Origin of the sequence: Enterococcus sp. AN402, from assembly GCF_040719405.1 — a bacterium.
GTDB classification, from domain to species: domain Bacteria; phylum Bacillota; class Bacilli; order Lactobacillales; family Enterococcaceae; genus Enterococcus; species Enterococcus faecalis.
Genome location: NZ_JBFDTM010000004.1, coordinates 716402 through 728923, shown reverse-complemented (window position 1 = coordinate 728923; position 12522 = coordinate 716402). Strand labels below are relative to the sequence as shown.

General features: G+C 37.2%; 9 protein-coding genes and 1 tRNA gene. 4 read left to right on the top strand and 6 right to left on the bottom strand.

Going from position 1 to position 12522, the window contains the following annotated elements; genetic code table 11:
• The first annotated feature begins 131 nt into the window (after window positions 1-131).
• Window positions 132-2369 carry an excinuclease ABC subunit UvrA gene (locus AB1I62_RS04890; RefSeq protein WP_104859532.1) on the top strand — a complete coding sequence of 746 codons (2238 nt, stop codon included), beginning with the start codon at window positions 132-134 and terminating at the stop codon, window positions 2367-2369.
• A 48-nt stretch (window positions 2370-2417) separates the two neighbouring features.
• Here AB1I62_RS04890 and AB1I62_RS04885 read toward each other — a convergent pair whose 3' ends face one another.
• Window positions 2418-3473 (bottom strand): endonuclease subunit UvrC, encoded by a 1056-nt coding sequence (locus tag AB1I62_RS04885; RefSeq protein ID WP_002386202.1) that lies wholly within the window; start codon window positions 3471-3473, stop codon window positions 2418-2420.
• Between the two features lie 22 nt (window positions 3474-3495).
• A complete protein-coding gene (locus AB1I62_RS04880) occupies window positions 3496-4080 on the bottom strand; it encodes a hypothetical protein (protein ID WP_002381317.1) in 585 nt (194 codons plus the stop codon).
• A 176-nt stretch (window positions 4081-4256) separates the two neighbouring features.
• Here AB1I62_RS04880 and AB1I62_RS04875 point away from each other — a divergent pair, with 176 nt between their 5' ends.
• Both AB1I62_RS04875 and mprF read left to right on the top strand, forming a co-directional pair.
• Complete coding sequence (locus AB1I62_RS04875) at window positions 4257-4991, top strand: alpha/beta hydrolase (RefSeq protein WP_002355929.1); 735 nt, start codon at window positions 4257-4259, stop codon at window positions 4989-4991.
• Window positions 4988-7519, top strand: coding sequence for a bifunctional lysylphosphatidylglycerol flippase/synthetase MprF (mprF, locus tag AB1I62_RS04870; RefSeq protein ID WP_002355928.1), 2532 nt, complete (start codon window positions 4988-4990; stop codon window positions 7517-7519). The genes AB1I62_RS04875 and mprF overlap by 4 nt, the downstream gene beginning before the upstream one ends.
• 70 nt (window positions 7520-7589) lie before the next feature.
• Here mprF and AB1I62_RS04865 read toward each other — a convergent pair whose 3' ends face one another.
• Both AB1I62_RS04865 and AB1I62_RS04860 read right to left on the bottom strand, forming a co-directional pair.
• Complete coding sequence (locus AB1I62_RS04865) at window positions 7590-8402, bottom strand: pyruvate, water dikinase regulatory protein (protein ID WP_002355927.1); 813 nt, start codon at window positions 8400-8402, stop codon at window positions 7590-7592.
• Between the two features lie 12 nt (window positions 8403-8414).
• Entirely contained in the window at window positions 8415-9044 is a 630-nt protein-coding gene (locus AB1I62_RS04860; protein WP_002355926.1) for a helix-turn-helix transcriptional regulator, read from the bottom strand.
• A 169-nt stretch (window positions 9045-9213) separates the two neighbouring features.
• On the opposite strand from AB1I62_RS04860, the gene ppdK reads away from it, so the two are divergent.
• Window positions 9214-11859, top strand: a complete 2646-nt coding sequence (gene ppdK / locus AB1I62_RS04855; protein ID WP_016622306.1) for a pyruvate, phosphate dikinase — start codon at window positions 9214-9216, stop codon at window positions 11857-11859.
• A gap of 113 nt (window positions 11860-11972) precedes the next feature.
• Here the strand turns inward: ppdK and AB1I62_RS04850 are convergent, their stop codons facing one another.
• A complete protein-coding gene (locus AB1I62_RS04850; RefSeq protein ID WP_002355924.1) occupies window positions 11973-12305 on the bottom strand; it encodes a putative quinol monooxygenase in 333 nt (110 codons plus the stop codon).
• A 33-nt stretch (window positions 12306-12338) separates the two neighbouring features.
• Window positions 12339-12412 (bottom strand) — tRNA-Arg (locus AB1I62_RS04845).
• Window positions 12413-12522 lie beyond the last annotated feature (110 nt).

Below are 12522 nucleotides of genomic sequence, written 5' to 3'. Positions count from 1 at the left end.
AAAAAATCTGTATTACTTATAGCATAAATGAAAGCGATTAAAAAGTAAAGTTCTCTTGAACATTCCAATGTTCAACTTTTAGGCTAGGTCCTTTTTATATGCTAAAATAGAATAGAAACGGAGGTTTTTTAATGGAATGGATTGAAATTAAGCACGCAACACAAAATAATTTGAAGAATATCTCTGTCAATATCCCTAAAAAGCAACTAACTGTTGTTACTGGACTTTCGGGTTCAGGAAAGTCCTCCTTAGTATTTGACACATTAGCCGCTGAATCACGTCGTGAACTAAATGATACATTTAGTTCGTTTGTTCAAAATTACTTACCCAAATATGGTCGTCCAGAAGTTGAAAAAATCGAGAATCTTCCTGTTGCAATTGTCATTGACCAGAAAAAAGTAGCAGGCAATTCTCGCTCGACAGTGGGAACGTATACAGATATTTATACGTTTTTACGTTTGCTGTTTTCACGAGCAGGTTCTCCATTTGTTGGTTATTCAGATACTTTTTCGTTTAATCATCCGGATGGAAAATGTCCAACATGCGATGGCTTAGGAAAGATTACCGAAATCAATCTTCATCAGCTAGTTGATTATGACAAATCATTAAACGAAGGGCCTATCGATTTCCCCACATTTACAGTTGGCAACTGGCGGTGGAAGCGTTATGCCCATAGTGGTCTATTTGATTTGGATAAAAAAATCAAGGACTATTCTCCTGAAGAGTTAGCATTATTTTTATATGCTCCACAACAAAAACTAGCTAATCCACCCAAAGAGTGGCCTCATACAGCTTTGTATGAAGGAATCGTCCCGCGCATGCAACGTAGCATATTGCATACAGACGAAGGCAAACGTCATCAAAAATACCTTAATCACTTTGTTACCGTAAAAAGATGTCCTGATTGTTTAGGAAGTAGAGTCAATGAACGTGTTCGTAGCTGCAAAATTAATCAGAAAAGTATTGCTGATGCTGTTGACATGCCACTCACTGAATTACATTCTTTTATTCGTTCAATGGACCTTTCCTTAATAAAAACTATTCAAGAAGAGCTACTTGTACGTCTAGAAGCATTAATTAATATCGGTCTCTCCTACCTCACATTAGGACGAGCAACTGAAACACTTTCTGGTGGTGAAGCACAGCGGATTAAAATTGCTAAGTATGTAAACAGCGCCTTAAATGATATTATGTATATTTTAGATGAACCAAGTGCTGGCTTACATCCAAAGGACATCGAACGGATCAGTCGTGCGTTGCTCAATTTAAAAAATAAAGGAAACACAGTGGTTCTCGTGGAACACAATCCACAATTAATTAGAGAAGCTGATTTTATCATCGATATAGGACCTTTCGCAGGCGAAAATGGTGGCCATGTCCAGTTTTCAGGAACGTATGACGCATTTTTAGCCTCCAAAACCTTGACTAGTCAAGCCCTTCAAGAGCCGCTCCCTTTAAACGATCAACCAAGAAAAGCAAGGAAGTCTTTAACAATCGAACATGCGACACTGCATAATTTAAACAATCTATCTGTCGAAGTTCCGTTAGGAGTTTTGACTGTTATTTGTGGGGTCGCTGGTTCAGGTAAATCATCATTAGCGGAAGAAATTTATCAAAAAGCCCAAGCTGATAACCAAGAAATTATTCATCTTTCACAAAAAAGCATTACCGCAAATTTACGATCCACACCTATGACCTATCTTAATATTTTTGATAAGGTCCGCAAACTGTTTGCGGAAGAAAATCATGTTAGTCCAGCTTTATTTAGCTATAATTCCAAAGGCGCCTGTCCTACTTGCAAGGGGAAAGGCATAATTGTCTCCGATATGTCTTTTATGGAGGATGTTACTAGTGTTTGCGAAACCTGTCACGGAACGCGTTACAAAGAAGAGGTGCTTCATTATCTGTATAACGGAAAAAATATCGTTGAAGTACTAGCTTTAAGCGTTAAAGATGGCTATGATTTTTTCAAAGACCAGCCTTTTGCTCTTTCATTAAAAAATTTACTGGAAGTTGGCTTAAGCTACCTTAAACTCAATCAATCGCTCTCAACATTATCTGGTGGCGAATTGCAAAGGGTAAAATTAGCAGACACACTTCACCAAAAAAAAGCTATCTATTTAATGGATGAACCTACAGATGGTTTACACTTAATTGATATCCAACAAAGTCTTCAACTTTTCAATCGAATGGTAGAAGAAGGAAACAGCTTAATTTTATTAGAACATCACATTGACGTGATTAAAAGTGCCGACTGGTTGATTGAACTAGGTCCCGAAGGTGGAGAAAATGGCGGACAGCTTCTTTTTACAGGAACCCCAGCAAATATGCTAAATTCCACTCATTCTATTACTAAAGGCTATCTGTAAAATAAAAAGTACAAACGGTGCAAGCAACAAGCACCGTTTGTACTTTTTTTATTTTAACCCAACTTCCATCTTCACAGGTTGGTGATCTGTATATTTAAATTGTTCGTCCTTTGTTTTCACGCTATGAACAGCCACATTATCAGAAACAATAAAACCATCAATTACATACACTTGAGATGTTTCATAAGAGCCAGTGTAAGGCTTATTAAGCACCCGCACAGTCGGTTGTTGATCATCATAAGCAAGTGAAAAATGTTTAGGTAAGTCTGCAGGATCAATTTCTCCTGGTGCCCAACCAGCTTCACCTAGGTTAGGATATCGATGACTGCCTTTGAAAACTTGATTAAAGTCACCTCCAGCAATTACATAGTTTCCTTTAGCGTATTCTTGGGATAATACGTCAGCTAACTTTTTGCTTTGAGCAATCTTCCCATCCCCATTGTCATAGGCTTCCAAATGTAAGTTAAAAACCACTAATTCTTTGTCTGTGCCTTTAATTGAAAAGCGCGTTTCTAGAAGCGCTCGTTTTAAGTTACTAATGCTAACGGGCCAACGAAAGGGATTGGGTAAAGCAATGCGTTTAGCCTCTGTTATTTTTTCATTTGATAATGTTAATAAACCACTTTCTACTCGTCCAATCGGCGGCCAAGGAATGGGCACATAATCTACCTTAAAATTATAAGCAAATGCGCTGTTCAGCTGTAGCTGTTTTTGTAATTCTTCCTCTTGATTGACTTCATAAGAACGTTGCGAGCGACGATCGACTTCTTGGAATAAGTAAATCATCGCTGGTAATTCTTTTAAGGTTCCTTCAATGCCTGTTAAATTCTGTTGGACCATTGCCTTATTAACTGGTTGGACAGTTTTGCCACCGTCCATAAAAAAATCTTCTGTTTGTCCTAGGCCAGCATAGCCTATGTTATACGTGACTAAAGAAATGGATTGATGTTTTTCGATGGTTTGCTCTGAAAATTGTTTATTTATAGCAACTGGTTCAACCGCTCGTGGTCGAAACTCTCGAAAGGTTAAATATCCTATCAAAATTAAAGCTATGCTTAAAAGAAGGACCATCAAGCTACCGAGATATTTAAAAAACTTTTTCATTGATTCCGATGTTCCTTTCACATTAGGTCAAACCAAAAGTAGCAATTATCTTCGTTGCTACTTCTTCTGGTGTCATGTTTGAATTATTTATTTTCGTTATTTTTACATTTGGAAATGTACTTTCTAGTTCACCTTCGTGGCTTACTAATCGATGTTCTTTAAAGGTATTGAGTAATTCTTTTCGAGAAAAGTCGACATCGCGTTTTGAAGGTTTTGCCTCTAGCCGTTCTGGATGAACATTTCGTTCTAGGCGGATTGATGTTGAAGAGACGAGTTCGACGAAATAAACGGACTCATGTTTACTAAGAAAAATTTCTGATATTTCTTCTAAAAATTGAAAATCCTGTTCTTGATCAAAAGCAATCACCACTGTAAAAATAATGTTTTTTGTTGTATTTGTGGCTGGATTTTCGACAAAGGCATGAAAAAGTTCCTTTCTAACGGAATCAGACAATTGAAATGCACGTTCCGTATACCCAAGATAGTTTGCAAATAAGTCAATGGTTTGATGATTAAATAGTAATTTAGCATCTAACTGCTTTTCTAAAGCCTTGCCAACGGTCATTTTCCCGACAGCTTGGGCACCAATTAAAACGATTAAAGACATCAACTTTCCCTCCTCTAGTCTAATTTTTAGGTGGCTATCTTCTACTATATCACACTATATTACAACACCTTACAAAACTGTTCGGAAAATTTTCTGTTTTTTATTACAAAAAAAAGACAAAAGACTCTATAATGAGAGAGGACTCGATTGATTATAGATGAGATAGGTGACGGAGAATGGCAATAGAAAAATATTTTCAAACAATAGATGGCAGTCAAATTTTTTATCAAATTTTTGGCAAAGAAACAAATTACCCCCTTGTGTTACTTCATGGTAATGGCAATGATCATACTTTTTTTAATTATCAAATTTCTTATTTCTCCAAGGAGTATCAAGTTATTGCGGTGGATACCCGCGGACATGGACGTTCCACCAATACACAAAGTCAATTAACTTTTCCGCTTTTGGCAGAAGATTTAGCTGGTATTATTCAACAAGAACACTTAACAAAAATTAATTTATTGGGCTTTAGTGACGGAGCAAATATTGCCATGGTTTTTACCCATTTATATCCTGATTTCGTCAACAAACTCGTCTTAAATTCTGGAAATGTCACCATGTCTGGTCTGAAAAAATATGTAACGATTGCCACTTATTTTCAATATTGGTTTTGTCGTATTGGCGCTTTTTTTTCAAAAAAATTGCGCACACGGCTCCCTATCGTGGCTCTGTTATTTGAAGATACTGGACTGACAAAACAAGATTTAGAACACATCCCCTGTCCTACTCTTGTTATTACTGGCAGTCGAGATTTAATTGCGCTTTCCCATTCACGGGCGATTGCTGATGCCATTCCTGATGGTAAATTGGTCTTGGTAAATAAACAGGGTCATTTATTTGCCAAAAACTCACCAGATATTTTTAATAAAACAATCGAAAAATTCTTAAAGGAAATGAAGGTGTCTAAATGAAACAAATTATTCATTGGATCAAAACGCATACAGGATTACTAAAAACACTGTTTGTTATTGCGGTCTCAATTATTGTTGTTGCCCAACTTTTATCAATTGGTAAAACGATCTCATTTGAACAGTTAAAACAGATTTTTGATGAGATTCCGCTATGGAAATTGTTATTGATGATGGTTATCGGTTTAGTTTCCGTTACTCCGATGCTAAATTATGACTTAACATTAAATCGCATTTTAAACTTGAAAGTCTCAAAACGGGAACTCCTTGAATCTAGCTGGATTGTCAATACTATCAATAATATTGGTGGATTCGGTGGTTTGGTCAGCATGGGACTTCGTTCTGAATTTTATGGAAATAAAACAGAGGAAAAGAAAATTTTACCTGCGTTAACCCATATTTTACTTTTTGTGTTATCCGGTCTATCTATTTATAGTATTCTTTGCTTTTTCCTTGTTCAGTTTGATCCAAAGATGGCTTATTTACAGCAATATTGGATTTGGTTATTAGGTGGCGGTCTTTATTTCCCGTTACTTTATCTTATTTTACATTTCCAAAAAAATAGTTCCTTTGGTAACCTCGATGCAAAAAATCGCTTATCTTTAGTTGTTTCTTCGTTTTTAGAATGGACAGGTGTTTTAATTACCTTTATCAGTATTGGTTACTTATTAGATGTACCGATTCCTTTAATTGATATTGTTCCTTTATATGTAGCAGCTTCGATTATTGGGATTGCTTCGATGATTCCAGGGGCTTTAGGTAGTTTTGATGTCATGATGATTTTAGGACTAAGCAACTTAGGTGTTGATCGTGAAATTATTGTTTTGTGGTTATTGCTCTATCGTTTATTCTATTATATTATTCCTTTCTTAATTGGCTGTTTGTTCTTTACAAAACACTTAAGCCAAAAGTTGGATACTCATTATCGTCAATTGCTAAAACAAATTACTTTGGAAATTGCCCACAAGCTGGAAGTGGTTTTACTTTATTTTTCAGGAATTATGATGGTGCTCCTAGCCACTATTCCAGAAGCCTTCACTCAAGTGCATTGGTTAAGAGATATTAACCCCTTCCGTTCTCATATTATTATTCAAATTCCGAGTATTGTCTTAGGCTTTGCATTATTAATTATGGGACGTGGGATTGCTGATCGTGTTAAAAGAGCCTATTATCCAACGATTATTTTATTAATTGGTGCTATCTTGTATTCATTTGTTGTTGACTTTAGTATGTTTTCCATTTTCTATTTAGCTATTTTATTATTTATCGTTATTTTTTCAAAATCAGAATTGTACCGTGAACAACTGGTTTACTCTTGGGAGTGGATGACGATTGATGGCTTTATCTTTGGCTTGTTGACTTTGTTATACCTGGTAATTGGTGTTTATAATTTACCGAACTTCCCACACCATCGTCATCATTTTGTGGAATTTTTCTTGTTCCCTTCCGAACGGATCTGGTTGTCAGGATTTATCGCTATCCTCTTAGTTATGAGTTTTAACTTTCTATTTGTTCGCTACCTCCAAGGGAAAAAACACCAAGTTGGTGAGTTTCCAGAAGATAGTATCTTGCATAATATCTTAACAACTTATGGCGGGAATATTGACAGTGAACTTGTCTTTCTTCATGATAAACAGGTTTTCTTATATCCCAAAGAAGAACCGACTGTCTTTTTACAATTCAACACCATTAATAATAAATGCGTTGTGATGGGCAACCCTTCTGGGAACAAAGAAGATTTTCCTGCGGCGATTGATGCATTCCTTAAAGAAACAGATCGTTTCGGCTATGTACCCGTCTTTTACGAAACCAATGAGGACAGCGTGATGTTACTACACGAATATGGCTACGAATTTATCAAAATGGGCGAAGAAGCCTTAGTTAATCTAGAAACATTTACGATGTCTGGGAAAAAATTCAAAGGTACCCGCGCAGTGTTTAATAAAATTACCAAAGCCGGCTATTCATTTGACGTACTCCAACCTCCTTTTAGTACCGAACAAATGCACGAATTAAAAGCTATTTCGGATAGTTGGTTAGACAATCGAAAAGAAAAAGGCTTTTCACTAGGATTTTTCGATGAAGCGTATCTTCAAAGAAACCCAATTGCTGTTGTCCGAAATGCTGAAGGAGAAATGGTCTCTTTCGCTAATATTATTCCTAGTTACACAAATGAAGTTGGTACCATCGACTTGATGCGTCACCATAAAGAAAAAGCCCCTTCTGGAAGTATGGATTTCCTATTTATTCATTTATTTGAATATATGAAAACAGAAAATATTCATTATTTCAATTTAGGGATGGCTCCGTTAGCCAACGTTGGTCAATCAAGAAAAAGTTTTATTCAAGAACGGATTGCTGCGTTAATTTATGAATTTGGTTCAGAAATTTACTCCTTCCAAGGATTACGCGAATACAAGGAAAAATTTGCTAGCAAATGGCAACCCCGCTATACACTTTATTCTAAAAGTAGCTGGATTGTCTACGTGATGATTGCTTTACTCATTGTCGATCAAAAAAATATTGACTAACAAAAAGAATCCCAATTAAGTATAAAAAGCTTGGCAACTTCACTGAAATTTAGTGAGGTTGCCAAGCTTTTTAATTTCTTTCATCTAGTTTTTCTTTAATTAAAAAGGCTGTTTCTTCGACAGATTTTGCGGTTACATCAATCACTGGGATGCCATACTTCGCAAAAATTTCTTCAGCATAAGCTAATTCTTGTTCAATCCGTTCAACATTGGTATAACTGGTCTCATTACCTAAACCTAAGGAAGCCAACCGACTGCTACGAATCTGTCCTAATGTTTCTGGCGAACAAACTAAACCAATCATTTTTTGTGGATCCATTTCTTCCAAAATTGGCGGCAATGGAACTTCTGGAATTAATGGTAAGTTAGAAACGCGGTAGCCTTGATTCGCTAAATACATACTGACTGGCGTTTTTGAGGTCCGCGAAACGCCTAACAACAATATATCAGAATCAAGAAACCCTTGAGGATTTTTGCCATCATCATATTTTACAGCAAATTCAATCGCTGAGATTTTATCAAAATAGGCACGATCTAGTTGGTGGCGTCGTCCAGGCTCTTCAATAGGATCTACTCCGGCTTTCGCTTGAATTAATTCAAAAAATGGCGCCATTAAATCTAAATATAACAACCCTGTTCGTTCACTAAATTCTTTCGCCGCTGTGATTAGTTGTTTACTGACTAATGTACTGACAACTAAGGCTTTATCTTTTAAGGCATCTTTTAAAATCTCTAATAATTCTTCTTCTGTTGTGACAAAAGAAAAATTGTATCGATTAAGAAAAGAAATATCTGGATATTGTGCGCTTGCTGCAGCTAACAATTTTTGTGATGTTTCTCCAAGTGAATCGGAAATAGTATAAACAATGATCTCTTTTTTCATAATTAAGCTCCCTTATCTGTTTTGTGCGGCTTCTTTCGCTTGTTGCGTAATATAGGTTAAAATTTTCGTTTTCGTAATTTTTCCAATAACTTTTTTAGGATTTTCTTTTTCAACGACTGGCAAAGAATCCACTTCGTATTTTTGCAAAGTGTCAGCAGCTTCAAGAATAGTAAATTCTGGTGTGCAGGTTTTCACATGTGGCACTCTTGTCATACAAACAGCAACAGGTGTGCCATCAATATTTGTATTTAAAGAGGCCCGTAATAAATCTTTTCGTGACAAAACCCCTAATAATTCTTTTGCTTCATCCATGACATAAAGAGAACCGACATCATACATAAATAAGTTGGTAATCGCATCTCGAATTGAGGTGTCTTGGGCAACCATCAATGGTGGACTCATGATCTCCTGAACTTTTGTTTGAAAAACATCAAAAAAGAAAAAAGCCTCCATATTATCACTTTCGTAAGTATACCCAACTTTCGGACTTGCTTTTAAAATTCCTGAAAGTGTTAAAAAAGACAAATCAGAACGCAATGTCGCACGTGAAACGGCTAGTATGTCCGAAATGCGTTCACCACTAACTGGCTGATGCTCTTTTACAACAGCGATAATTTGCTCTTGTCGTTTACTTAATTTCATCATTTCCTCCTCAATTCCTCTTAAACAAATTGTGCATTCGCTTACAATTATACACATATTTATTGTTTTTTCAACATATTGACAAGAAACTTTTTCTATTGACAAACTTATTTCCGTCTATTATGATGTTTATTGAACATATAAGACACATATTAAACGGAGGTCACGCATGAAAAAGTTTATTTATTCTTTTAACGAAACACACAATGAAGGTAAAGAGACTCTTGGTGGTAAAGGGGCAAACTTGGCAGAAATGACACGCTTAGGTTTGCCGATTCCACAAGGATTCACGATTACAACCCGTTGCTGTATGGACTATTTGGCAGATGCTACTTTCTTTGAAGAACACTTACAATCAGAAATTTTGAAAGCGGTTAAAAATCTAGAAACTGAAACAGGCAAATCTTTTACCGCGGACAATGAGATTCTCTTAGTTTCCGTTCGCAGCGGTGCTGCCTTCTCGATGCCTGGTATGATGGATACTATTTTAAATTTAGGTTTAAATGATCAACGTGTGAAAAAATTTGCGACCTTAACCTCTCCTGGTTTTGCTTTTGACTGTTATCGCCGACTTATTCAAATGTTTGGAGACGTCGTCTATCACATTCCCAAAGAATTATTTGACCAACAAAAAGAGCGCTTGGAACAAGAGCTAAACAAAAAAATTACCGCTTTTCAAGAAGCAGATCATTTCGCCTTGATTGTCCGCTACCAAGAAGTTTTTGAACAACATCAGGTGGTCTTCCCGCAAGACCCTGTCGCACAACTTTTTGAAGCAATCAAAGCTGTTTTTGATTCATGGAATAATCAACGTGCGGTGGTTTATCGAAACTTACATCATATTGCACATGACTTAGGTACAGCTGTCAACATTCAAGAAATGGTTTTCGGCAATCGTGGACTAGACAGTGGCACTGGCGTTGTTTTCACTAGAAATCCGGTCACAGGGGAAAATCAACTGTTTGGAGAGTTTCTTTTGAACGCGCAAGGAGAAGATGTAGTGGCTGGTATTCGGACGCCAGAACCCATTCGTCGTTTACGTTTGACTATGCCAAAAGTTTATCAAGATTTTCGCCATTACGCAGAACTTTTAGAATATCATTATCGTGACATGCAAGATATTGAATTTACCATTGAAAATGAAAAATTATATATTTTACAAACAAGAAACGGGAAACGAACCGCCGCAGCTACGGTTAAAATTGCTTTAGACTTAGCCAAAGAAAATCGCATTACTAAACAAGAAGCACTGTTGCGTGTGACACCTGATACGATTGATCAATTAATTCATCCCGTGTTTGATCAAGAGAAACGACAACACATGGAACGTTTAGCTATGGGACTTCCTGCTAGTCCTGGTGCAGCAAGTGGCCAAATTGTTTTTACAGCAGAAAAAGCCAAAGAACTGACCAATCTAGGAAAGAAAGTCATTCTTGTTCGTCAAGAAACTTCACCAGAAGATATTGAAGGCATGGTTGTAAGCGAAGCAATCGTGACCAGTCGTGGCGGAATGACTTCTCATGCCGCTGTGGTCGCACGAGGAATGGGAACTTGCTGTGTGACTGGTTGTGAAAGTTTAACCGTCAATGAAGAAGCCAAACAACTACACTGCGGGCCACAGGTCATCTTAGAAGGAACAATCATTTCCGTCGATGGCTCAACGGGGGAAATTTATCTTGGCGAAATTCCTACAATTTCTGCTGATAATAACGATGACCTTCAAGAGCTCTTGTCTTGGGCAGATGCATATGCTGATTTAACTGTTCGTGCCAATGCAGAAACTACACAAGATTTAGAGACTGCTATCCGTTTTGGCGCAGCGGGGATTGGTTTAGCGCGAACAGAGCATATGTTTTTCGGTGAAGAGCGTGTCTTGGAAATGCGTCGCCTGATTTTAGCAGAGTCTGAAAAGGAAGCAACCTATGCGTTGGAGCAACTTCTTCATTTTCAACAGGAAGACTTTTATCAAATGCTGAAAGTAGTTCAAGACAAACCCATGGTGGTCCGCTTGTTAGATCCGCCGATGCATGAGTTTTTACCTCATGAAAAGAATGATATTCAATTATTGGCGAAGCAACTACAACGGTTCCCGGTGACCATCGCCAAACAAATTGAACGGTTACAAGAAACCAATCCAATGTTGGGCCATCGTGGTTGTCGCTTAGGTGTGACCCAACCACAAATATACAAAATGCAAGTTACAGCCTTATTTACTAGTGCCATTCGATTAGTCAAAGAAGGAATTACTGTTTATCCAGAAGTGATGATTCCTCTAATCGCCGAAAAAGAAGAACTTCTCTATCTCAAACGCATTTTAAAAGAAACGATTGACGGTCTCTTTGAAGAACATAAAATGACTCCTTTCCCTTACGAAATCGGGACAATGATTGAACTACCTAGAGCTTGTCTGATTGCGGATCAGTTAGCAGAAGAAGCAGACTTTTTCAGCTTTGGAACAAATGATTTAACACAAATGACCTATGGTTTTTCTCGTGATGATATCGGTAAATTCATTAATACGTATCGGGAAAAGAAAATCATTACCCAAGATCCGTTTCAATCACTAGATCAAACAGGTGTTGGTCAACTGATTCAATTAGCTGTAGAGAAAGCGCGTCGTACTAAACCAAACATGAGTATTGGCGTATGTGGAGAAGTCGGTGGTGATCCGCAATCCATCACATTTTTCCAAACACTTGGCCTAAACTACATCTCTTGCTCACCTTATCGGGTACCTATTGCGAAACTCGCAGCTGCCCAAGCCAAAATTTTAACCGAACCGGCTGTGACTGAAGAACAAATGGTCCTTCTTTAATTTAACGTGTGTAACAAATGATTCATCCTTACAAGATAAAAAGTGCTAGGAACATCAGTCGAAACGCTTGATGTTCCTAGCACTAAATTTTAAGATCAATGATTGTACTCTGGTTATTTTCTTATAAACGCGGCATCTTTTGTCAAGGGGTCTGTTACATCTGATACATATCTTTCTACTTTCATATGCAAATCATATTTTTCTCTAAGTTCCGTAATACGGGTCATCATTGGAGAAGCGTGGTGTTTGTCTAATGCTTCCTGATCTGTCCAACTATCAATCAGCAGAACTGTTTCTTCATCGTCCATTGGAAAAAAGTATTCATAGCGACTATTCCCTTTTTCTGCACGAATCGCCTCTACAATTCCGCTGGCAATCATTTCTTTGGCAAATTCTCTTGCACCTCCATTTGTCCCACTATAATAAATATTTATAGTAATCGCCATCTGTCTTCCCCCCTAAATTTACTTGCCTTTTTACGTTCCCGACTGGAATTGAACCAGCGACCTACCGCTTAGGAGGCGGTTGCTCTATCCTACTGAGCTACGAGAACAATCTGTTTTAATTTTAGAAGTCTTCACTACATCTGTCAATAGACAAAAAGAAAGTATCCTGCATAAATAATTATGCGAGATACTTTCTTTCAGTGAAACACGTCGTTCG

Bases quoted from the DNA above. Each gene is read 5' to 3' on its own strand.
- AB1I62_RS04890 (WP_104859532.1), top strand. From the start codon at position 132: ATGGAATGGATTGAAATTAAGCACGCAACACAAAATAATTTGAAGAAT.
- AB1I62_RS04885 (WP_002386202.1), bottom strand. From the start codon at position 3,473: ATGAAAAAGTTTTTTAAATATCTCGGTAGCTTGATGGTCCTTCTTTTA.
- AB1I62_RS04880 (WP_002381317.1), bottom strand. From the start codon at position 4,080: ATGTCTTTAATCGTTTTAATTGGTGCCCAAGCTGTCGGGAAAATGACC.
- AB1I62_RS04875 (WP_002355929.1), top strand. From the start codon at position 4,257: ATGGCAATAGAAAAATATTTTCAAACAATAGATGGCAGTCAAATTTTT.
- mprF (WP_002355928.1), top strand. From the start codon at position 4,988: ATGAAACAAATTATTCATTGGATCAAAACGCATACAGGATTACTAAAA.
- AB1I62_RS04865 (WP_002355927.1), bottom strand. From the start codon at position 8,402: ATGAAAAAAGAGATCATTGTTTATACTATTTCCGATTCACTTGGAGAA.
- AB1I62_RS04860 (WP_002355926.1), bottom strand. From the start codon at position 9,044: ATGAAATTAAGTAAACGACAAGAGCAAATTATCGCTGTTGTAAAAGAG.
- ppdK (WP_016622306.1), top strand. From the start codon at position 9,214: ATGAAAAAGTTTATTTATTCTTTTAACGAAACACACAATGAAGGTAAA.
- AB1I62_RS04850 (WP_002355924.1), bottom strand. From the start codon at position 12,305: ATGGCGATTACTATAAATATTTATTATAGTGGGACAAATGGAGGTGCA.